This is a genomic window from Pseudomonas sp. PSB11, from assembly GCF_014596605.1.
Classification (GTDB): domain Bacteria; phylum Pseudomonadota; class Gammaproteobacteria; order Pseudomonadales; family Pseudomonadaceae; genus Aquipseudomonas; species Aquipseudomonas umsongensis.
This window is the reverse complement of record NZ_NOIO01000029.1, coordinates 1-21,139: the sequence shown is the minus strand read 5'-3', so window position 1 is coordinate 21,139 and position 21,139 is coordinate 1. Positions and strand designations below refer to the sequence as shown.

Annotated in this window: 26 protein-coding genes and 1 tRNA gene; 21 read left to right on the top strand and 6 right to left on the bottom strand. The window is 58.6% G+C overall.

Going from position 1 to position 21,139, the window contains the following annotated elements; all coding sequences use genetic code 11:
• Nucleotides 1-88: 88 nt before the first annotated feature.
• Nucleotides 89-514, top strand: a complete 426-nt coding sequence (locus tag CGA21_RS25225) for an HIT domain-containing protein (RefSeq protein ID WP_020798466.1) — start codon at nucleotides 89-91, stop codon at nucleotides 512-514.
• A gap of 3 nt (nucleotides 515-517) precedes the next feature.
• Nucleotides 518-724, top strand: a complete 207-nt coding sequence (locus CGA21_RS25220) for a SlyX family protein (RefSeq protein ID WP_110752885.1) — start codon at nucleotides 518-520, stop codon at nucleotides 722-724.
• Nucleotides 725-795: 71 nt separating this feature from the next.
• Here the strand turns inward: CGA21_RS25220 and CGA21_RS30270 are convergent, their stop codons facing one another.
• A complete protein-coding gene (locus CGA21_RS30270) occupies nucleotides 796-1,398 on the bottom strand; it encodes a cold-shock protein (protein WP_020798465.1) in 603 nt (200 codons plus the stop codon).
• A 306-nt stretch (nucleotides 1,399-1,704) separates the two neighbouring features.
• Between CGA21_RS30270 and CGA21_RS25210 the strand changes: the two genes are divergently transcribed.
• The 19 genes from CGA21_RS25210 to nadA all read left to right on the top strand — a co-directional run bounded on the left by CGA21_RS25210 (nucleotide 1,705) and on the right by nadA (nucleotide 16,883).
• Nucleotides 1,705-2,175: a Dps family protein gene (locus CGA21_RS25210; RefSeq protein ID WP_020798464.1), complete on the top strand. Its 471-nt coding sequence runs from the start codon at nucleotides 1,705-1,707 to the stop codon at nucleotides 2,173-2,175.
• 248 nt (nucleotides 2,176-2,423) lie between these two features.
• Nucleotides 2,424-2,762, top strand: coding sequence for a ribbon-helix-helix domain-containing protein (locus CGA21_RS25205; protein WP_110752887.1), 339 nt, complete (start codon nucleotides 2,424-2,426; stop codon nucleotides 2,760-2,762).
• Nucleotides 2,763-2,898: 136 nt separating this feature from the next.
• Entirely contained in the window at nucleotides 2,899-3,120 is a 222-nt protein-coding gene (locus tag CGA21_RS25200; RefSeq protein WP_007977333.1) for an FmdB family zinc ribbon protein, read from the top strand.
• Nucleotides 3,121-3,229: 109 nt separating this feature from the next.
• Nucleotides 3,230-5,005: an aspartate--tRNA ligase gene (gene aspS / locus CGA21_RS25195; RefSeq protein WP_020798462.1), complete on the top strand. Its 1,776-nt coding sequence runs from the start codon at nucleotides 3,230-3,232 to the stop codon at nucleotides 5,003-5,005.
• A 128-nt stretch (nucleotides 5,006-5,133) separates the two neighbouring features.
• Entirely contained in the window at nucleotides 5,134-5,880 is a 747-nt protein-coding gene (locus CGA21_RS25190) for a YebC/PmpR family DNA-binding transcriptional regulator (protein ID WP_110752889.1), read from the top strand.
• 158 nt (nucleotides 5,881-6,038) lie between these two features.
• Entirely contained in the window at nucleotides 6,039-6,563 is a 525-nt protein-coding gene (ruvC, locus tag CGA21_RS25185) for a crossover junction endodeoxyribonuclease RuvC (protein ID WP_110752891.1), read from the top strand.
• A gap of 114 nt (nucleotides 6,564-6,677) precedes the next feature.
• The gene (gene ruvA / locus CGA21_RS25180) at nucleotides 6,678-7,286 is read left to right on the top strand and encodes a Holliday junction branch migration protein RuvA (protein ID WP_110752893.1); all 609 of its coding nucleotides are present in this window, start codon (nucleotides 6,678-6,680) and stop codon (nucleotides 7,284-7,286) included.
• Nucleotides 7,287-8,348, top strand: coding sequence for a Holliday junction branch migration DNA helicase RuvB (ruvB, locus tag CGA21_RS25175; protein ID WP_110752895.1), 1,062 nt, complete (start codon nucleotides 7,287-7,289; stop codon nucleotides 8,346-8,348).
• A 127-nt stretch (nucleotides 8,349-8,475) separates the two neighbouring features.
• Nucleotides 8,476-8,943: a tol-pal system-associated acyl-CoA thioesterase gene (gene ybgC / locus CGA21_RS25170; protein ID WP_110752897.1), complete on the top strand. Its 468-nt coding sequence runs from the start codon at nucleotides 8,476-8,478 to the stop codon at nucleotides 8,941-8,943.
• Nucleotides 8,933-9,628, top strand: coding sequence for a protein TolQ (tolQ, locus tag CGA21_RS25165; RefSeq protein WP_007995636.1), 696 nt, complete (start codon nucleotides 8,933-8,935; stop codon nucleotides 9,626-9,628). The genes ybgC and tolQ overlap by 11 nt, the downstream gene beginning before the upstream one ends.
• Nucleotides 9,629-9,651: 23 nt before the next feature.
• Complete coding sequence (gene tolR, locus CGA21_RS25160) at nucleotides 9,652-10,104, top strand: protein TolR (RefSeq protein ID WP_162276380.1); 453 nt, start codon at nucleotides 9,652-9,654, stop codon at nucleotides 10,102-10,104.
• Nucleotides 10,104-11,201: a cell envelope integrity protein TolA gene (gene tolA / locus CGA21_RS25155; RefSeq protein WP_188265291.1), complete on the top strand. Its 1,098-nt coding sequence runs from the start codon at nucleotides 10,104-10,106 to the stop codon at nucleotides 11,199-11,201. The genes tolR and tolA overlap by 1 nt, the downstream gene beginning before the upstream one ends.
• 17 nt (nucleotides 11,202-11,218) lie before the next feature.
• Nucleotides 11,219-12,499 carry a Tol-Pal system beta propeller repeat protein TolB gene (tolB, locus tag CGA21_RS25150; protein ID WP_173667181.1) on the top strand — a complete coding sequence of 427 codons (1,281 nt, stop codon included), beginning with the start codon at nucleotides 11,219-11,221 and terminating at the stop codon, nucleotides 12,497-12,499.
• A 52-nt stretch (nucleotides 12,500-12,551) separates the two neighbouring features.
• Nucleotides 12,552-13,049 (top strand): peptidoglycan-associated lipoprotein Pal, encoded by a 498-nt coding sequence (pal, locus tag CGA21_RS25145; protein ID WP_003178634.1) that lies wholly within the window; start codon nucleotides 12,552-12,554, stop codon nucleotides 13,047-13,049.
• A gap of 6 nt (nucleotides 13,050-13,055) precedes the next feature.
• Nucleotides 13,056-13,907, top strand: coding sequence for a tol-pal system protein YbgF (gene ybgF / locus CGA21_RS25140; RefSeq protein WP_188265290.1), 852 nt, complete (start codon nucleotides 13,056-13,058; stop codon nucleotides 13,905-13,907).
• A gap of 167 nt (nucleotides 13,908-14,074) precedes the next feature.
• Nucleotides 14,075-14,722 carry a 7-carboxy-7-deazaguanine synthase QueE gene (gene queE, locus CGA21_RS25135; protein ID WP_007995628.1) on the top strand — a complete coding sequence of 216 codons (648 nt, stop codon included), beginning with the start codon at nucleotides 14,075-14,077 and terminating at the stop codon, nucleotides 14,720-14,722.
• Between the two features lies 1 nt (nucleotide 14,723).
• Nucleotides 14,724-15,416 carry a 7-cyano-7-deazaguanine synthase QueC gene (gene queC / locus CGA21_RS25130; RefSeq protein ID WP_110752903.1) on the top strand — a complete coding sequence of 231 codons (693 nt, stop codon included), beginning with the start codon at nucleotides 14,724-14,726 and terminating at the stop codon, nucleotides 15,414-15,416.
• A 63-nt stretch (nucleotides 15,417-15,479) separates the two neighbouring features.
• Nucleotides 15,480-15,555, top strand: a tRNA-Lys gene (locus tag CGA21_RS25125).
• A gap of 269 nt (nucleotides 15,556-15,824) precedes the next feature.
• Nucleotides 15,825-16,883, top strand: coding sequence for a quinolinate synthase NadA (nadA, locus tag CGA21_RS25120; protein ID WP_188265289.1), 1,059 nt, complete (start codon nucleotides 15,825-15,827; stop codon nucleotides 16,881-16,883).
• 134 nt (nucleotides 16,884-17,017) lie between these two features.
• On the opposite strand, the gene CGA21_RS25115 is transcribed toward nadA, so the two are convergent.
• The 5 genes from CGA21_RS25115 to CGA21_RS25095 all read right to left on the bottom strand — a co-directional run.
• On the bottom strand, nucleotides 17,018-17,506 hold the full coding sequence (locus CGA21_RS25115; protein ID WP_188265288.1) for an RDD family protein: 489 nt from the start codon (nucleotides 17,504-17,506) through the stop codon (nucleotides 17,018-17,020).
• A 94-nt stretch (nucleotides 17,507-17,600) separates the two neighbouring features.
• Nucleotides 17,601-17,813 (bottom strand): cold-shock protein, encoded by a 213-nt coding sequence (locus CGA21_RS25110; protein WP_007977299.1) that lies wholly within the window; start codon nucleotides 17,811-17,813, stop codon nucleotides 17,601-17,603.
• Between the two features lie 403 nt (nucleotides 17,814-18,216).
• Nucleotides 18,217-19,341 (bottom strand): glycine cleavage system aminomethyltransferase GcvT, encoded by a 1,125-nt coding sequence (gcvT, locus tag CGA21_RS25105; protein ID WP_110752908.1) that lies wholly within the window; start codon nucleotides 19,339-19,341, stop codon nucleotides 18,217-18,219.
• Between the two features lie 35 nt (nucleotides 19,342-19,376).
• A complete protein-coding gene (locus tag CGA21_RS25100) occupies nucleotides 19,377-20,753 on the bottom strand; it encodes an L-serine ammonia-lyase (RefSeq protein ID WP_110752910.1) in 1,377 nt (458 codons plus the stop codon).
• A 183-nt stretch (nucleotides 20,754-20,936) separates the two neighbouring features.
• Nucleotides 20,937-21,139 (bottom strand): hypothetical protein (locus CGA21_RS25095; RefSeq protein ID WP_188265287.1); only part of this gene is annotated, 203 nt, incomplete at its 5' end.

Genomic DNA, 21,139 nt, shown 5'->3' with positions numbered 1-21,139 from the left:
AGGGTATGCTGCCGTTCAGTGGCTTGGCGTACGATCTTTCTGGAAGGGCGCTAAGCTGAAGAATGACGACCTGGCGGGAGTAAGTGCAGTGTTCGCTTTAGATCCACGACTTCAACAAGACACACTACCGATTGGCGATTTCCCGCTTTGTCGGTTGCTGTTGTCCAATGATTCGAACTATCCCTGGTTCATCCTCGTGCCACGCAGGGACGATATCAGCGAGATATTTCAGTTAAGTGTCGCCGATCAGCAGCAACTGTGGCAGGAAACGACCTCGTTGGCTGAGTTGCTCAAGGACTCGTTCGATGCCGACAAGCTGAACGTCGCTGCCTTGGGCAACGTGGTCAGTCAGTTGCACATGCATGTGATCGTGCGCAAGCATGAAGACGCGGCCTGGCCGGCACCTATCTGGGGCAAGCACCCGGCCAAACCTTACAGTGCAGAGCAGGTCGAGGCGATTCGCGAACGGCTGCGTCTGGTGTTGACCGATGATTTCAAGTTTGAGGAGGGTTGAATCATGAACCTCGAAGAGCGCGTCACCGACCTTGAAAGCCGCCTGGCGTTTCAGGATGACACCCTCCAGGCATTGAATGATGTCCTGGTGGCGCAGCAGCGGGTTGTCGAGCGCCTGCAGCTGCAAATGGCCGCGCTCCTCAAGCGGCAAGAGGAAATGGTCGGCCAGTTCGAGTCTTTCGAAGAAGAAGCGCCACCGCCGCATTATTAAGTAGTAGCGCCGGCAGAAACGCAGGCATAAAAAAACCGCGAACTCGTTCGCGGTTTTTTTGTTGCCGTTGATCAGCGTCGCGGCAGGGCGGCGATGACGTCTTCGGCTTGCAGGCCTTTGTCACGATTCATGACGGAGAACTCGACGCGCTGGCCTTCGACCAGAACGCGATGGCCTTCACCGCGAATGGCCCGGAAATGCACGAAAATATCATCGCCGGAGTCGCGTGAAATAAAGCCGAAGCCTTTGGATGTATTGAACCACTTGACGGTACCGGTATCACGGTTGCTCATGTCATAGCTAGGCGAAGCGGCGGCCGGTGACGATTTGTAGAAGCTGATGGCCAGGTGCAGGGCAACAGCGATCAGGGCTGCAACCAGGCTGAACAGCACGGCAGGCTGACCGGCAATGACCGAAATCTCCGCGATCAGCGTCAGGGTTTGCAGGACGACAGCCAGCACCAGCAGGGCGCTGACCAGGTTCTGCAATTGATGGCGCGGGCCTTTGTTCCAGTAAGGGATAACTGGAGCAAGTGTCAGGTTGAGCAGGCCAAAAAAGGCCAGGTACAGCGCCTCGGGTTGTTGCAGGTAAGGCAGGGCTTCAGATCGCAGGCTAGGGAAGAAGGACAGCAGCAAGGCCGCTGCGCCTATCAGCAGGTGGACGATTTTCAACATTTTGATTAACTCACGTTAAGACAGCTCACAAGGAAGAGCTGATGGCGCACGGTTCGCTTCGGAATAAATAAGAGGCGTTGGACACGTGCCCGGTATCAGCCTATGCGCAGCGCCCGAAAAAATAGGCACTGACGACACGCGGTCTATTTAACAGCAAAGCTGCAGGCTACTCAAATCAAGGAGTCCAGCGGTGCATCGCGGCCCTTGCTGTCGCCCGACGAGGCTTGCGGGCTGCAGCCTGGCGACAGGCTTGCTAGAGTGGTCCTGCACCTGTTGGATGAACTTCATCACCTTTAGGGGAAAAACATGGCAATCGATATCGGTATCAGTGAAGAAGATCGCAAGTCCATCGTCGACGGACTTTCTCGTCTGCTGTCGGACACCTATGTGCTTTACCTGAAAACCCATAACTTCCATTGGAACGTCACCGGCCCGATGTTTCGCACCCTGCATTTGATGTTCGAGGAGCAATATAACGAGTTGGCCTTGGCGGTCGATTCGATTGCCGAGCGAATTCGCGCGCTCGGGTTCCCGGCCCCGGGCGCCTATTCTGTTTATGCGCGCTTGTCTTCCATCAAGGAGGAAGAGGGGGTGCCGGCCGCCGAAGACATGATCAGGCAACTGGTGGCGGGCCAGGAGGCTGTCACGCGCACCGCCCGAGGGATCTTCCCGTTGCTCGAAAAAGTCAGCGACGAGCCTACGGCTGACCTGCTGACCCAACGCATGCAGGTCCACGAGAAAACCGCGTGGATGCTGCGCGCTCTCTTGGATCAATGATGCGCCGATGGCATCGTTGTTCGCGCGCTCCTTTTCGTCAGGATGGCACCTAGTTGCTTGAGCGAATCTTCGCTCGTTTCTGTAGGAAAAGTGCCGGACTAGGACGCTCTCCCTCATCCGCCTTCCGTTGTTGGCTTATCCTACGCGGATGGTCATAAAGTCATCTGGCTATAACTTTGCCCTGGCGTTTTTATAAGCACTCACATTGCTTTTATAGAAACCGCAAATGGCAAAGGAGTGTCAGCGATATGGAATATGAAGGCGGAAGAGGTGAGGGAAGGGGCGGGCTGACCAAGGATATAGCGGTCGATCCATTTGTCAGTGAGTTCGATATGGGGTTGGCCCGGCCGTTGTCCCGATCGGTGCGATTGAATGGCTTTGCCACCTGTTTGCGGCTTGAGCAGGTGTATTGGGATATTTTAGCCGACATGGCCAGGGTCAATAGCTGTTCGGTCAGCGCGTTGCTGTCCCATGTCGATCGCCAGGTGCATTTGCGTCATGGCGGGGTGAGAAATTTCAGCGGGCTGGTGCGGGTGGTCTGTGTTGTCCACAGTCGCAAGGAGGGGCGTTGCCCGGGTCTGGCTTGAACCTGATGTATCAAGGAGCAGCGTGTCGATCTGTGCAGTCTTACGGCTGCACAGGCTGCATTTAATGGATATAATCCCGCTCTTTGCCGCAAAACCCAGCGTGCGCGGTAGCAATCTGATCGCCGAGACAACCCCCATGCCGATGTACGATTACCAATGTGCTTCCTGTGGTCATCAGTTGGAAGCCATTCAAAAGATCAGCGATGCACCGTTGGTCGACTGCCCTGCGTGCCAGGCGCCAGAGCTTAAGAAGATGCTGTCCATGCCAGGCTTCCGCCTCAGCGGCACAGGCTGGTACGAGACCGATTTCAAGACCGGTTCCAAGAAGAACCTGGCCGGCGGCGACAAAGCTGACTAGGTTTCAGGGCCTGAGTTGAACCACACGCGCGAGCTCTTGCGTCATCCGCCAGCGGATCGGCGCAGGAGTTCCAAACGAATGTCGAATTACGAGAAGTGAAACCACTACCATGATGCGCAGCCATTATTGCGGCCAACTGAACGAAAGCCTGGACGGCCAGGAAATTACCCTTTGCGGATGGGTCCATCGTCGCCGTGACCACGGTGGGGTGATTTTCCTCGATATCCGTGATCGTGATGGTCTGGCCCAGGTGGTGTTCGATCCGGACCGCGCTGAAACCTTCGCCGCCGCCGATCGCGTGCGCAGCGAGTACGTCGTGAAGATCACCGGCAAGGTTCGCCTGCGTCCGGCCGGTGCCACCAACGCCAACATGGCGTCGGGCATGATCGAAGTCCTGGGCTATGAGCTGGAAGTGCTGAACGAGTCGGAAACCCCGCCGTTTCCGCTGAACGAGTTTTCCGACGTCGGCGAAGAAACCCGCCTGCGCTATCGCTTCCTGGATCTGCGTCGTCCGGAAATGGCCGAGAAGCTGCGCTTGCGTTCGCGCATGACCACCAGCATCCGTCGCTTCCTGGACGAGAACGGTTTCCTCGACGTCGAAACGCCGATCCTGACCCGCGCCACTCCTGAAGGCGCGCGTGATTACCTGGTGCCAAGCCGTACCCACGCCGGTTCGTTCTTTGCCCTGCCGCAATCGCCACAGCTGTTCAAGCAGCTGCTGATGGTGGCTGGCTTCGACCGCTACTACCAGATCGCCAAGTGCTTCCGTGACGAAGACCTGCGTGCCGACCGTCAGCCGGAATTCACCCAGATCGACATCGAGACCAGTTTCCTCGATGAAAAAGAGATCATGGGCCTGACCGAGCAGATGATCCGCAACCTGTTCAAGGAAGTGCTGGGTCTGGAATTCGGCGAGTTCCCGCACATGACTTTCGAAGAAGCCATGCGCCGCTACGGTTCCGACAAGCCAGACCTGCGTAACCCGCTGGAACTGGTGGATGTTGCCGACCAGCTCAAGGAAGTCGATTTCAAGGTGTTCAGCGGCCCGGCCAACGACCCTAAATGCCGCATCGCCGCTCTGCGCGTGCCAGGCGGGGCGAGCATGCCGCGCAAGCAGATCGACGATTACACCAAGTTTGTCGGCATCTACGGTGCCAAGGGCCTGGCGTACATCAAGGTCAACGAGCGCGCCAAAGGCGTCGAAGGCCTGCAATCGCCAATCGTGAAGAACATTCCTGAAGCCAACCTCAACGTGATCCTCGATCGCGTTGGTGCGGTCGATGGCGATATCGTGTTCTTCGGTGCCGATAAAGCCAAGATCGTCAGCGAGGCCCTGGGTGCCCTGCGCATCAAGCTCGGCCACGACCTGGAACTGCTGACTTGCAAGTGGGCGCCAATGTGGGTTGTCGACTTCCCGATGTTCGAAGAGAACGACGACGGCAGCTTCACCGCGTTGCACCACCCGTTCACCGCGCCGAAGTGCACCCCGGCAGAGCTGGAAGCGAACCCGGCTGGCGCCCTGTCCCGTGCCTACGACATGGTATTGAACGGTACCGAGCTCGGTGGCGGTTCGATCCGTATTCACCGCAAAGAGATGCAGCAGTCGGTGTTCCGTCTGCTGGGTATCAACGAAGCGGAACAGGAAGAGAAGTTCGGCTTCCTGCTCGACGCCCTGAAATACGGCGCGCCGCCGCACGGTGGCCTGGCCTTCGGCCTGGACCGCCTGGTGATGTTGATGACCGGTGCCCAGTCGATCCGTGAAGTGATCGCCTTCCCGAAAACCCAGAGCGCGGCGGACGTCATGACTCAGGCACCGGGTCAGGTTGATGCCAAGGCATTGCGCGAACTGCACATTCGTCTGCGCGAAACGCCCAAGGCAGAGTAAGGTTCACCTGAAGGGCGCATCTGCGGATGCGCCCTTTGTGCATATGTAGAGCAATCCAAGATTTTTGTTTGCCGGCCGAAGCGATGCAGCGGGGCGGGCAATGTGTCAAAGAGAATTCGGAGCGAGTTATGGCAGGTCATTCCAAGTGGGCGAACATCAAGCACCGCAAAGAACGTCAGGATGCCAAGAGAGGCAAGATCTTCACCAAGTGGATTCGTGAGCTGACCGTCGCGGCCCGCCAGGGTGGTGGCGATCCAGGCTCCAACCCGCGCCTGCGCCTGGCGCTGGACAAGGCCCTGGGTGCGAACATGAGCCGCGACATCATTGATCGCGCCATTGCTCGTGGCGCTGGCGCGACCGAAGCCGACAACGTCGAGGAACTGACCTACGAAGGTTACGGTCCCGGCGGCGTGGCGGTGATGGTCGAGTGCATGACGGACAACCGCAACCGGACCGCGGCGGCTGTTCGCCATGCGTTTAGCAAGTGCGGCGGCAACCTCGGCACTGACGGTTCCGTGGCCTATCTTTTCGAGCGCAAGGGGCAAATCAGCTTTGCGCCAGGCGTCGATGAAGAGGCCTTGACCGAAGCTGCGCTGGAAGCCGATGCCGATGACGTGGTCAGCAACGAAGACGGCTCTATCGATGTGTTCACCTCGTTCACCGGATTCTATGCGGTGCGTAATGCGCTGGAAGCGGCGGGATTCAAAGGTGATGACGCAGAAATCGTCATGTTGCCAACCACCAGTGCCGAACTGGATCTGGAAGGCGCGGAAAAAATTCTCAAGCTGATCGATATGCTTGAGGACCTGGATGACGTGCAGAACGTCTACTCCAATGCGGACATCCCGGAGTCGGTCGCCGCACAGCTCGGTTAACGGCGACCAGGATTCAATGTGGGAGCGGGCTTGCTCGCGAAAGCGGATTTTCAGGCAACATAGTTGCTGAATGTGAAGCCGTATTCGCGGGCAAGCCCGCTCCCACATTTGTTATTCGTTGTATTGAAAAAAGTGTTCTTTCCTAAGCTGCAGGCGTTATGACTTTAATTCTTGGTATCGACCCCGGTTCGCGCATTACCGGTTATGGTGTGGTGCGCGATACCGGCCGTGGCTGTGAGTACGTGGCTTCCGGTTGCATCCGCACCGGCGCCGGCGAGTTGCACGAGCGCCTGCAGATCGTTTATCGCGGTGTACGGGAAATCATTCAGACCTACTGTCCGGTGACCATGGGCATCGAAAAGGTATTCATGGCCCGTAACGCCGATTCCGCCCTGAAGCTGGGGCAGGCCCGTGGCGCGGCCATCGTGGCCGGCGCGGAAGAAAACCTGGAAATTGCCGAATACACGGCCACCCAGGTCAAGCAGGCTGTGGTCGGTACCGGCGCAGCCAACAAAGAGCAGGTGCAGATGATGGTCATGCACATGCTGAAGCTGACCAGTAAACCGCAAATCGACGCCTCCGACGCATTGGCCATTGCCATTTGCCATGCGCACACCCGCTCCAGCCTGTTGCCCCATGGCCTGGGCGCGGCACGCAGTCGTGGCGGGCGCTTGCGTCTCTGATAGCATCAGCAATCATTTTTCTGGAATAAGGGGCATGCGCCTGGGTTGTCGGCGCAAAACCCTTGTTCTGTCAGCCGCTGTCGCAGGGCTGGTCAACGCTCAAGGATCTGTAACGTGATTGGACGCTTGCGCGGCACACTGGCTGAAAAACAGCCGCCGCACCTGATTCTGGATGTAAACGGCCTGGGGTATGAGCTGGAAGTGCCCATGACCACGCTTTATCGCCTGCCGTCGGTCGGTGAGCCGCTCACGCTGCACACCCATCTGGTCGTGCGCGAAGACGCGCAGTTACTCTATGGCTTCGTCGGCAAGCGTGAGCGAGACTTTTTCCGCGAACTGATCCGTCTCAATGGTGTAGGGCCAAAACTGGCCCTGGCCTTGATGTCGAGCCTGGAAGTCGACGAGCTGGTGCGTTGCGTGCAGTCCCAGGATACCTCGGCGCTGACCAAGGTGCCGGGCGTGGGCAAGAAAACCGCCGAGCGCCTGCTGGTGGAGCTCAAGGATCGCTTCAAGGCCTGGGAAACCGTACCGGCCATGTTTGCCCTGGTACCTAACCAGCCGGATGCACCTGTGCCGGTCAATACCGCCGAAAACGACGCGGTCAGCGCGCTGATCTCCCTGGGTTACAAGCCGCAGGAAGCCAGCAAGGCGATTTCCGCCATCAAGGAGAAAGGCTTGAGCAGCGAAGACCTGATTCGTCGCGCCCTGAAGGGAATGATCTAAGTGATTGAAGCTGATCGTCTGATCGCCGCCACGGGTGCCCCCCGTGATCGCGAGGAAGTCCAGGACCGCGCGATTCGTCCCGTCAGCCTGGCCGAATACATCGGCCAGCCGACCGTTCGCGAGCAAATGGAACTGTTCATCCAGGCCGCCCGAGGGCGTAGCGAGTCCCTTGACCACACCTTGATCTTCGGTCCGCCGGGCCTGGGCAAGACTACCCTGGCCAATATCATCGCCCAGGAAATGGGCGTGTCGATCAAGAGCACGTCGGGGCCGGTCCTCGAGCGTCCGGGCGACCTGGCGGCGCTGCTGACCAACCTTGAGCCACACGATGTGCTGTTCATCGATGAAATCCATCGTTTGTCGCCGATTGTCGAGGAAGTGCTGTACCCGGCGATGGAGGATTTTCAGCTCGATATCATGATTGGTGAAGGCCCTGCCGCGCGGTCGATCAAGCTTGATTTGCCGCCGTTCACGCTGGTCGGTGCGACCACGCGGGCGGGGATGCTGACCAACCCGCTGCGTGACCGTTTCGGCATCGTCCAGCGCCTGGAGTTCTATAGCAACGCCGACCTGTCGACGATTGTCAGCCGTTCGGCGAGCATCCTTGGCTTGCCACTGGATCCGGAAGGCGCCTTTGAAATCGCTCGGCGTGCCCGCGGTACCCCGCGGATCGCCAACCGCTTGCTGCGCCGGGTGCGGGACTTCGCAGAAGTTCGTGCCAAGGGCCATATCACCAAGCCAATCGCCGACCTGGCCCTGAACCTGCTGGATGTCGACGAGCGTGGCTTCGATCACCAGGACCGGCGCCTGTTGCTGACCATGATCGAGAAGTTCGATGGCGGGCCGGTCGGGGTGGACAGCCTGGCCGCGGCCATCAGCGAAGAGCGCCACACCATTGAAGACGTGCTGGAGCCCTACCTGATCCAGCAGGGCTACATCATGCGTACCCCGCGGGGCAGGGTAGTGACGCGACATGCGTACCTGCACTTCGGCTTAAACATTCCGTCACGATTGGGCGAGATGCCCGTGGTAGACGAGTTTCCTGATGCCGTGGACGATTAATTAACATTGCGAGCTGATTTTTTCGGGCATTGTGTGGTCCCAGGACCGTACTTTTGCGCGAAAGCCGCAGAACATTGAAAAACAGTTGCCTGGCCGGATTGGCAACCCGAGGAGTAAGCACTAGAGTATGCGCGCGCAAAACGGGCTTGAGCCTTTCGCACATCGTTGTCGCGTTTATTACGAGGACACCGATGCGGGCGGCATCGTGTATTACGTCAATTACCTCAAGTTTATGGAACGGGCTCGAACCGAGCGACTGCGAGAGCTGGGCTTTGCCCAATCTACGCTTGCCGGGGAGGACCTGTTGTTCGTCGTGCATTCCAGCGAAGCGCGCTATCACGCGCCGGCGCGACTGGACGACGAGCTGCTGGTAAGCGCTGAAGTAGTCGAATTGAACCGTGCCAGCCTGCGCTTCAAGCAGCAGGTCAGGCGGGCCACCGATGATGTATTGCTCTGTGAAGGGCAGTTTCTGGTGGCCTGTGTGCGCACTGAAAGTTTAAAACCCCGGGCCATTCCCGAAGCTCTACGAGCGGCCTTTGCCGCCGTGAGCGGCGCGGGTACACACTCAAAGCAGGAGATAAAGCGTGGAAGCTAACGTCGTCGACCATTCCTCCATGTGGAGCCTGGTCAGCAATGCCAGTATCGTGGTGCAACTGGTAATGCTGACCCTGGTAGCCGCATCGGTGACCTCATGGATCATGATCTTTCAGCGCAGCAACCTGCTGCGCGCCGGTCGACGCGCCCTGGAGAGCTTCGAAGAGCGCTTCTGGTCGGGTATCGACCTGTCCAAACTCTACCGCCAGGCGGGTAGCAACCCGGACCCGGATTCCGGCGTCGAGCAGATCTTCCGTGCCGGCTTCAAGGAATTCTCCCGTCTGCGCCAACAGCCAGGCGTTGACCCGGAAGCGGTCATGGAAGGCGTGGCCCGTGCCATGCGCGTTGCCATTTCCCGCGAAGAAGAGAAGCTCGAGCAGAGCCTGCCGTTCCTCGCCACTGTCGGTTCCGTGAGCCCGTATATCGGTCTGTTCGGTACCGTCTGGGGCATCATGAACTCCTTCCGTGGCCTGGCGACTGCCCAGCAAGCCACCCTGGCCACCGTGGCACCGGGTATCGCCGAAGCCCTGATCGCCACTGCGATCGGTCTGTTCGCCGCCATTCCAGCCGTTATCGCTTACAACCGTTTTGCTGCCCGCAGCGAAACCTTGCTGGGCCGTTACTACACCTTCGCCGACGAATTCCAGGCGATCCTGCACCGCAAAGTGCACACCAGCGAAGAATAAGCAGGTAATTCCCAATGGCTTTAATCGCTCGAGCTCGCAAAAAGCGCAAGCCGGTCGCCGAGATGAACGTGGTGCCCTACATCGACGTGATGTTGGTGCTGCTGGTCATCTTCATGGTGACCGCGCCAATGCTCAATCAGGGCGTGAAAGTTGATCTGCCGAAGGTTTCCAGCGAAGCCTTGCCGCAGGACAACAACACCCAGGTCCTGACCATTTCGATCAAGGCTGACAAGACCTACTACTGGAACCTTGGCAGCGAAGTCGATACAGAGAAGCAACAAGACCGCGCCATGACCCTGCCGCAGATGACTGACGCGGTGACCAAGATCATTCGCGTGGGCAACGAAGGCGGCAAGCGTACCCAGGTCTTCATTCGTGGCGACAAGAGCGTCGACTACGGGTCTGTCATGGGCGCGATGGGCGGGTTGCAGAAAGCCGGCGTCGGTAATGTTGGCTTGATTACCGAGGCGCCCTGATGCAGCAACAGCGAGAGCCGTCCGCCTCGGAAAGCTACTTCTGGCCTAGTGTCTGGGCGATTGGCTTGCACGTGCTGGTGTTCGGCATGCTGTTCGTCAGTTTTGCCTTCACTCCGGAGTTGCCGCCGGCCAAGCCGATTGTCCAGGCGACCCTGTACCAGCTGAAATCGAAAAGTCAGGCAACCACCCAGACCAATCAGAAGATTGCGGGTGAGGCGAAGAAATCCGCCGCGCGCCAGACCGAAGTCGAGCAGTTGGAACAGAAGAAGGTCGAACAGGAAGCGGTGAAGGCTGCGGAACAAAAGAAAGAAGAAGCGGCTCAAAAGGCCGAGGAAGCCAAGAAGGCCGACGAGTCGAAGAAAGCGGAAGAGGCGAAAAAGGCTGACGAGGCCAAGAAGGCCGACGAAGCCAAGAAAGCCGATGAAGCGAAGAAGACCGCCGAAGCCAAGAAGGCAGAAGAGAAACAATTGGCTGATATAGCCAAGAAGAAAGCGGAAGAAGAAGCCAAGAAGGCTGCTGAAGAAGAGGCCAAGAAAGCGGCCGCTGAAGAAGCGAAGAAAAAGGTCGTCGAAGACGCGAAGAAGAAAGCCGCCGAAGACGCCAAGAAGAAAGCTGAAGCTGAAGAGGCGAAGAAGAAAGTCGCCGAAGAAGCGAAGAAGAAAGCTGCTGCCGATGCTGCGAAGAAGAAATCGCAGGATGCGGCGCGTAAATCCGCTGAAGACAAGAAGGCCCAGGCCTTGGCAGATTTGCTTTCCGACACGCCTCAGCGTCAGCAGGCCTTGGCGGATGAGCAGGGCGACGAAGTCGCCGGCAGCTTCGATGATCTGATTCGATTGCGTGCAGCGGAAGGCTGGGCTCGTCCACCTTCGGCCCGCAAAGGCATGACGGTTCAGCTGCAAATCGGCATGTTGCCGGACGGTACGGTGACTTCGGTCAAGGTGCTCAAGTCCAGTGGCGACGGTCCGTTTGACGCTTCAGCCGTAGCGGCAGTGAAGAATATTGGACGTTTGACAGAAATGCAGGGAATGAAGCCGAGCGATTTTGCTCCGTATCGTTCATTCAAGATGACATTCACACCTGAGGATCTAGCCCCGTGAGAAACCTCCTTCGAGGAATGCTCGTCGTGATCTGCTGCATGGCAGGGATCGCGATGGCAGATGAGAAAAACATTCTGGTCACCAGCGGCAGCGATCGGGCTACTCCGATTGCAGTCGTGCCGTTCGGCAACCAGGGCGGCAGCGTGCTGCCGGACGACATGGCGGAAATCATCGGTAACGACCTGCGCAATTCGGGTTACTACTCGCCGATTCCAAAACAGAACATGATCAGCCAGCCAAGCCAGGCGAGCGAAATCATCTTCCGTGACTTCAAGGCGCTGGGTGCCCAGTACGTCATGGTCGGCAGCATTGCGCCAGCAGGCGGTCGCCTGCAGGTTCAATACGCCTTGTTCAACGTCGCCACCGAGCAACAAGTGCTCACCGGCAGCGTGTCGGGCAGCGTCGATCAGTTGCGCGACATGTCGCACTACATCGCCGACCAGTCGTTCGAAAAGCTCACCGGTATCAAGGGTGCGTTCTCGACTCGCCTGCTGTACGTGACGGCCGAGCGCTTCTCCGAAAAGAACACCCGTTACACGCTGCAGCGTTCGGACTATGACGGTGCCCGTGCCGTGACCCTGCTGCAATCGCGCGAGCCGATCCTGTCGCCGCGTTTCGCTCCCGATGGCAAGCGTATCGCCTACGTCTCGTTCGAGCAGAAGCGTCCGCGTATTTTCATGCAGAACATCGACACCGGTCGCCGTGAGCAGATCACCAACTTCGAAGGCCTGAACGGTGCGCCAGCCTGGTCGCCGGATGGCAATCGCCTGGCATTCGTGTTGTCCAAGGACGGTAACCCGGACATCTACGTGATGAACCTGGGCTCGCGCCAGATCAGTCGCGTCACCAACGGCCAGGGCATCAACACCGAACCGTTCTGGGGCAAGGATGGTTCGACCATCTACTTCACCTCCGACCGTGGCGGCAAGCCGCAGATCTACAAGACCAGCGTGGGCGGCGGTGGTGCCGAGCGCGTGACTTTCGTCGGTAACTACAACGCCAACCCTAAACTGTCGGCCGATGAAAAGACCCTGGTGATGATCCATCGTCAGGAAGGTTTCACCAATTTCAAGGTGGCGGCCCAGGATTTGCAACGCGGTAGCGTAAAAATCCTCACTGATAGCACTCTGGACGAGTCGCCCACTGTTGCGCCCAACGGCACCATGGTAATCTACGCCACCCGCCAGCAGGGCCGGGGAGTCTTGATGCTCGTGTCTATCAATGGACGCGTGAGGCTCCCGCTTCCTACCGCTCAAGGCGAAGTCAGAGAACCTTCCTGGTCCCCTTACCTGAACTGACGCGGCGCTATACGTTGTACTTAACACACTGGGGTTCATTAGGAGTTTCACGATGGAAATGCTGAAGTTTGGTAAATTTGCTGCGCTGGCACTGGCCATGGCTGTAGCTGTAGGTTGCTCGTCCAAAGGCGGCGACAATGCCGGTGAAGGCGCGGTAGATCCAAACGCTGGTTACGGCGCAAACACTGGTGCAGTTGACGGCTCCCTGAGCGAAGAAGCTGCACTGCGCGCTATCACCACTTTCTACTTCGAATACGACAGTTCGGACCTGAAGCCAGAAGCCATGCGCGCTCTGGACGTTCACGCCAAAGACCTGAAAGCAAACGGCGCTCGCGTTGTTCTGGAAGGCAACACCGACGAACGTGGTACTCGTGAGTACAACATGGCACTGGGCGAGCGTCGTGCGAAAGCCGTTCAGCGCTACCTGGTACTGCAAGGTGTTTCCCCAGCTCAGCTGGAACTGGTTTCCTACGGCGAAGAGCGTCCAGTTGCTACCGGCAACGACGAGCAGTCCTGGGCTCAAAACCGTCGCGTCGAACTGCGTAAGTAATTCGTCATGCGAACGTGCCGTCGTGCTGTAACTGTCCTGGCTCTCAGTCTCGCGCCGCTTGCGGCGTGGGCTGCGGTTCCTGTGGTCGAAAACGATTCCGGCTATAACAATAGCGGGACCAGTTATCCGCCTGCAGGTTACGGTACGAACGGCGCCTATGCCGGGGGAGGGGTTTCGGCCCCTGTCTCGGCACAGGGCGAGCTGTTCAACCAACTGCAATCAATGCAGCAACAGATCGAGCGCCAGCAAGGTGCGATCGAGGTTCTGCAAAATGATGTAGCGCGCATGAAGCAGGAAAGCCTGGAGCGATACCAGGATCTTGATCGGCGCATAGGAACCGGCGTTGCACCTGCCGCGACTCCTGAAAATTCTTCCACCGGTGGCGATTTGAATGCCCCTGGTGCAGCAGCTGGCGCAGCTGCAGCTGCAGGTGCGGGAGCGGCTGCCGCTCAAGCACCCGCCTCGGGTAGCGAGCCGGCAGATCCGGCGAAGGAAAAGCTCTATTACGACGCTGCCTTCGACCTGATCAAGGCCAAGGACTTCGACAAGGCCAGCCAGGCTTTTGCCGCTTTCCTGCGCAAGTACCCGAACAGCCAGTACGCAGGCAATGCCCAGTACTGGTTGGGCGAAGTGAACCTGGCCAAAGGCGATCTGCAAGGTGCGGGTCAGGCATTTGCCAAGGTTTCGCAGCTGTACCCCAAGCACGCCAAAGTGCCTGACTCGCTGTACAAGCTCGCTGACGTAGAACGCCGCCTGGGTCATCCCGACAAGGTAAAAGGCATTTTGCAACAGGTTGTGTCGCAGTATCCGGGCACTTCCGCCGCTCAGCTGGCCCAGCGTGACTTGCAAAAAATGTAAGGGCTGCTTGACCCGTTTCGAAGAAACCCGCGCTTGTCGCGGGTTTTTTCGTTAGAATTCAAGCCCATTTTCTGAAACACGCTTCTTGGGGCCTGCGCATTGCCGGGGTTCCTTGAAGTGCCTGACGGAGGCGGACAGCCTGTTTAGCTGTTACGCCCGTGGCGACTATGCAAGACACATTGAGAATTACCGAAGTTTTCTACTCGTTGCAGGGGGAAACGCGGACTGCTGGCCTGCCCACTGTTTTTGTGCGTCTGACCGGTTGCCCTCTGCGTTGCCAGTACTGCGACAGCGCCTACGCATTCACCGGTGGGACTATTCGCACCCTCGACGATATCCTCGAGCAGGTAGCCGGCTTTCGGCCGCGTTACGTCTGTGTCACAGGTGGCGAGCCCCTGGCCCAGCCCAATGCCATTCCATTGCTCAAGCGCTTGTGCGATGCCGGTTACGAAGTGTCACTGGAAACCAGTGGCTCGATTGATATCTCGGCGGTAGATTCCCGGGTCAGTCGCGTTGTCGACCTGAAAACCCCGGGTTCGAAGGAGGCGCACCGCAATCGCTACGAAAACATCGAGCTGCTGACGCCCAACGATCAGGTGAAGTTTGTCATCTGCTCGCGTGAAGACTATGACTGGTCCGTGTCCAAGTTGATCCAGTACGGTCTGGACCAGCGCGCCGGCGAAGTCCTGTTCTCGCCAAGCCACCACGATCTCAATGCGCGAGACCTGGCGGACTGGGTGGTGGCCGATAACCTGCCAGTGCGTTTGCAGTTGCAGCTGCATAAATATCTTTGGAACGACGAGCCGGGGCGCTGAAATGACTGAACCACTCAACACTGCAGAAAAACGCGCAGTCATCCTGTTGTCCGGCGGCCTTGATTCGGCAACCGTCGTGGCCATGGCGCGTGCCGAAGGCTATAGCTGCTACACCATGAGCTTCGACTACGGCCAGCGCTCTCACGCCGAGTTGTACGCTGCCGAACGCGTTGCCCGCGACCTGGGTGTGATCGAGCACAAGGTCATCGGCCTTAACCTGAACGGCATGGGCGGCTCGGCGCTAACCGACACCAGCATCGATATTCCAGAAGAGTTGGGCGAGGGCATTCCGGTGACCTACGTGCCGGCGCGTAACACGGTATTCCTGTCCTTGGCGTTGGGCTGGGCGGAAGTGCTCGGTGCACGGGATATCTTCATCGGCGTCAACGCGGTGGATTACTCCGGTTACCCGGATTGCCGTCCCGAGTTCATCGAATCATTCGAGCGCATGGCCAATCTGGCGACCAAGGCCGGCGTGGAAGGCAATGGCTTCCGGATTCAGGCGCCGTTGCAAAACCTCAGCAAGGCACAGATCGTCCAGGCCGGTGTAAAGCTTGGCGTGAACTACGGCCTGACCGTTTCCTGCTATCAGGCCGACGATGAGGGCCGTGCCTGCGGCAAGTGCGACAGCTGCCGACTGCGCGCAGAAGGCTTTGCGGCGGCCGGAATCAGCGACCCGACACCTTATTTTTGAATTATTTTAAAATAGGTGTTGAATAGTCCTTAAAAATCAGTATTATACGCGCCACCACACAGCGGGTCGTTAGCTCAGTTGGTAGAGCAGTTGGCTTTTAACCAATTGGTCGTAGGTTCGAATCCCACACGACCCACCATTTTTGGCGGTTTAGAAAATCCGGAAGGCCCACGCAAGTGAGGATTTCCGGGTTTTTTTTTGCCTGCGATTTAACGCCCACCTGTTCCTTGGCTGCACTGCAGGGCGCAGGTCAGAATCATCTTTTGCATCCTGCCGATATTCTGTAGCCTTGCGCAGCTTCAGCGCTGTCCGTGCCTGATCAACTCACTTTCCCGGCGGTACCCTGTTGGGGCCGGAGCCGGGTGTATACTCGACTTTCGCGCGAATGCGCCTGCAGGTCTTGCGAACATGACGCAGATTTCCGAACGCCTTCTGGTTCAAGCCCACCTCGACGCCAAGCAGCCCAAGCCGCTGACCGCCGATGAGGAAGCTTATTATCGTGCCGCCATCGCTGCCGAGCTCAAGGCTCAGGACGCGGTACTGGTGGCGCACTTCTATTGCGATCCGGTGATTCAGGCCCTGGCCGAAGAGACCGGAGGCTGTGTCTCCGACTCGCTGGAGATGGCCCGCTTCGGCAACGCCCACCCGGCCAAGACGGTGGTGGTCGCCGGTGTGAAGTTCATGGGCGAGACAGCCAAGATCCTCAACCCTGAAAAACGCATCCTGATGCCGACCCTGGAAGCGACGTGCTCGCTGGACCTTGGGTGCCCCGTCGATGAGTTTTCCGCGTTCTGTGACCAGCACCCGGAGCGTACGGTGGTGGTCTACGCCAATACTTCGGCGGCGGTCAAAGCCCGCGCGGACTGGGTGGTGACTTCAAGTTGCGCGCTGGAAATCGTCGAAAGCCTGATGGATAACGGTGAAACCATCATCTGGGGGCCGGACAAGCACCTGGGTACTTACATCCAGCGACAGACCGGTGCCGACATGCTGCTATGGGACGGTGCCTGCATCGTTCACGAAGAGTTCAAGTCCAAGCAGCTCGAAGACATGAAGGCGCTGTATCCGGATGCAGCGATCCTGGTACACCCGGAGTCACCGACCTCGGTGATCGAGCTGGCGGATGCCGTCGGGTCCACCAGCCAGTTGATCGCGGCGGCACAGAGCCTGCCGAACAAGACCCTGATCGTCGCTACCGATCGCGGTATCTTCTACAAGATGCAGCAGCTATGCCCGGACAAGGTCTTTATCGAAGCGCCAACGGCCGGTAACGGCGCGGCATGCCGCAGTTGCGCGCATTGCCCCTGGATGGCGATGAATACCCTTGAGCGCACGCTCAAGAGCTTGAAGGAGGGCGCGAACGAGATCTTTGTTGATCCGGCGTTGATTCCGCAGGCGATTCGGCCGCTCAAGCGCATGCTGGACTTTACCCAGGCGGCGCGGATGAAGTTGGCCGGCAACGCCTGAGGTCTCTCATTCAGCAAAAAAACTTGTGGGAGCGAGCCTGCTCGCGAAGACGGTGTAACAGTCAAAGTTGATAGTGATTGACACACCGCTTTCGCGAGCAGGCTCGCTCCCACAGTGGTTTTCGTATGGCTGAATTATTTGGTCTTCTTCGGGACCCGCACCAACTGGGTGTTGGAATACATGTCATGCCAGCTGCGCTTCTGCTTGTCGAACAGCGACCAGAAGAAACCCAGGCCTACGCACAGCAACGATGCGATCGCCACCACAAAGCGCAGCAGCGCCTGCCACAGGCTGATGGATGAGCCATCGGCATTCTGTACCCGTACGCACCACACCTGCATCCCCAGGGTCTGGCCTGAATAGGTCCAGAACTTGGCGAAGAAGCCAAACAGTACGAACAGCAAGACCGTCGAGAGCAGCGGGTCACCGTCCAGCGCGCCAGCTTCGGTCAGGGTGCGCATTTTCTCTTCGCCGATGATCGCCATCTGGACCATCTTGTAGACGCCGCTGGTGACGATCAGCAGGGCGGTGCACAGCAGGAAATCATAGAACATTGCTGCCAGGCGACGACCCAGGCCGACGGCGGGAAAGTCGCCCTGGGGTTTGAGCAGGTGTTTCGACATGGCAGCCTCTGGGCGCAAAAGAAGCCATTTTACGGATTTACGCGCACAAAAAAGCCCCTGATGTCAGCATCAGGGGCTTTTTCGTTACAGAAGATTAGGCTTCTGCTTGTACTTCGTCAGCCTGCATGCCTTTCTGGCCTTGCACGGCGATGAAAGTCACTTTCTGGCCTTCTTTCAGGCTCTTGAAACCGTTGCCCTGGATGGCGCGGAAATGCACGAACAGATCCGGACCGCTTTCAGGAGTGATAAAACCAAAACCTTTCTCGTCGTTAAACCACTTGACGGTACCGCTCTGACGTTGGGACATTTCTTATTTCCTTTGACGCAAAAAATTAATGACAGTCTCTTTCTCATGAAAGAGTACTGGGGCTGGTTGCAGGAGAGTAAGAAGACGTCGAACGGGATGTAGCTAACTTGTAGGCTACTGCCCAGGTCACGATTCCAAGCGACCCATGCAAACACAGTGAACAAACTCTACGCCAACTACGGGAGAAAAAACAAGCCCCTTTGGAGGCCCCGGATTTGCTCAGGTTGCTGACACCACTGACAACTAGCGCGGGCTTATGCGTTGACGGTGTTCAAATGTTTTCGATCGTTATAAGCAAAGTTCATAATCGAAGCTTAGAGCCAAACGATGCACTATTTTATGGCGGTTGCGTTACACATTAGTGCAGTGTAAGCGCAACCGCGTTACTTATAGGAACAGTCAATCAACCGCGATAGTAGCGTTGTGGAACAAATGGCATTTTGCTTACAAGCAAAGGCACCTTTTTCCCACGAACGATTGCCCATACTGGCGTATCGATGGCGGTGTAGCCGCTGTCCAGATAACCCATGGCCAAAGGGGCGCCCAGGGTTGGTCCGAAGCCGCCGCTGCAGACGCTGCCGATGATCTCGCCTGCTTCGTTGACGATTTCAGCACCTTCGCGCACAGGTGTGCGTTCCTGCGGCAGCAGGCCAACGCGCTTACGGGTAACACCGGTTTGTTGTTGTGCGAACACACTTTCTGCGCCAGGGAAGCCACCGGCGCGCGCGCCATCGGCACGACGCGGTTTGGAGATGGCCCATAACAGGCTGGCTTCGATTGGGCTGGTATCGGTATTCATGTCATGGCCGTACAGGCACAGGCCGGCTTCCAGGCGCAGGGAGTCACGTGCGCCGAGGCCAATGGCCGCGACTTCAGGCTCGGCCAGCAAGGCCCGGGCGAGGGCTTCGGCGTTGGCGGCCGGTACCGAGATTTCGAAACCGTCTTCACCGGTGTAACCCGAGCGGCTGACAAAGCAGTCCACACCCAGCAGTTTCACGGGGGCGAACTGCATGAAGGTCATCTTTGCCACTTCTGGCGCCAGACGTGCCAGTACAGTCACCGCGGCAGGACCTTGCAGGGCGAGCAGGGCGCGTTCTTCGAACAGGGGCTCGATAGTGCACTGGTCACCGATGTGCTTGCGCAGGTGGGCCAGGTCCTGGTCCTTGCAGGCGGCGTTGACCACCAAAAACAGTTCGTCGTTACCCAGGTTGGCGACCATCAGGTCGTCAAGGATGCCACCGGTCTCGTTGGTGAACATCGCGTAGCGCTGCATGCCCACCGGCAAGTCGACGATGTCCACTGGCACCAGGGTCTCCAGTGCCTTGGCGGCATTGGCGCCGGTCAGGCGAATCTGGCCCATGTGCGAGACATCGAACAAGCCGGCCTGCTCGCGGGTGTGCTGGTGTTCCTTCATCACGCCCAGCGGGTACTGCACTGGCATGTCATAGCCGGCGAACGGCACCATGCGCGCGCCCAATTCGACGTGCAGGGCGTGCAACGGCGTTTTCAACAGTTGTTCGGTGGACATATTCAGCTCCTGGAGAAGTGTGAGATGAGCGCGCATCAGCACTCGATAATGTTGACCGCCAAACCGCCACGGGCGGTTTCCTTGTATTTGCTTTTCATGTCGGCGCCGGTTTGGCGCATGGTGCGGATGACCTTGTCGAGGGACACGAAGTGCTGCCCGTCGCCGCGCATGGCCATGCGCACGGCATTGATGGCCTTGACCGAGCCCATGGCGTTGCGCTCGATGCAAGGCACTTGCACCAGCCCGCCAATCGGGTCGCAGGTCAGCCCGAGGTTATGTTCCATGCCGATTTCCGCGGCGTTTTCCACTTGCTGCACGGTGCCGCCAAGCACCTCGCAAAGGGCGCCCGCCGCCATTGAACAGGCCACGCCGACTTCGCCCTGGCAGCCGACTTCGGCGCCCGAGATCGAAGCATTTTCCTTGTACAGAATGCCAATGGCCGCGGCGGTCAGCAGAAAGCGCACCACCCCGTCATCGTTCGCGCCGGGGATGAAGCGCATGTAGTAATGCAGTACTGCCGGGATGATCCCGGCCGCGCCGTTGGTCGGGGCAGTTACCACGCGTCCGCCGTTGGCGTTTTCTTCGTTGACCGCCAGGGCGTACAAGTTGACCCAGTCCAGTACCGACAGCGGATCGCGCAGCGACGATTCGGGGTTCTTGCACAATTGCCGGTGCAGCGCGGCTGCCCGGCGCTTGACCTTCAGGCCACCGGGCAGGATGCCTTCGTTGCGGCAACCGGCGGCGACGCAGTCCTGCATCACTTGCCAGATCTTCAGCAGGCCGGCGCGGGTTTCCGCTTCCGGGCGCCAGGCACTTTCGTTGGTCAGCATGACCTGGCTGATGGACAAGCCGTAGGTGGTGCAGTGACCGAGCAGGTCCTTGGCGCTTTTGAATGGGAAAGTCAGGGGGGTAGCGTCTTCGACGATGCGGTCGGCGCCGGCGGCGTCTTCATCGACGACAAAACCACCGCCGACCGAATAGTACTCGCGGCTGCGGATTTGCAAGCCCGCGGCGTCGAAGGCGCGAAAGATCATGCCATTGGGGTGATAGGCCAACGGCTTGCGAATCATCGCCAGGTGTTCTTTCTCATTGAACGCAATGCTGTGTTCGCCGAGGAGGTTCAAGCGGCCATTGCCGCGAATTTCGTGCAGGCGAGCGGCGACGGTTTCGGTATCCACGGTGTCCGGGTGTTCGCCTTCCAGGCCGAGCAACACAGCCTTGTCGCTGCCGTGGCCTTTACCGGTGGCGCCGAGTGAGCCGTACAGCTCGACTTTGACGCAAGCGGTCGCGGCGAGCAGCCCTTCACGGCGCAAACCTTCGGCGAAACGTGCGGCAGCGCGCATCGGGCCGACGGTGTGGGAGCTGGAGGGGCCAATGCCAATCTTGAACAGGTCGAACACGCTTAACGACATGGTTGTTCTCCGGTTTCTTGTTATAGGCGTTTCACGGGAGATGCTTTGTGTAGGAGCTGCCGCAGGCTGCGATCTTTTGATCTTGTTTTTTCAAGATCAAGATCAAAAGATCGCAGCCTGCGGCAGCTCCTACAGGGGGTGTGGTGTGCTTGATAGGGGCGAGTAAACCCGCCCCCTGCTGGTTTAAGCGTAGCTTTCGATCGACGGGCAGGCGCAGACCAGGTTGCGATCGCCGAAGACGTTATCGACGCGGCCGACCGGCGGCCAATACTTGGCGTCGATCAGGGTCTCCAGCGGATAAACCGCCTGCTCACGGCTGTACGGATGCGACCACTCGCCGACCAACTCCGCCGCGGTGTGCGGGGCGTTTTTCAGTGGGTTGTCGT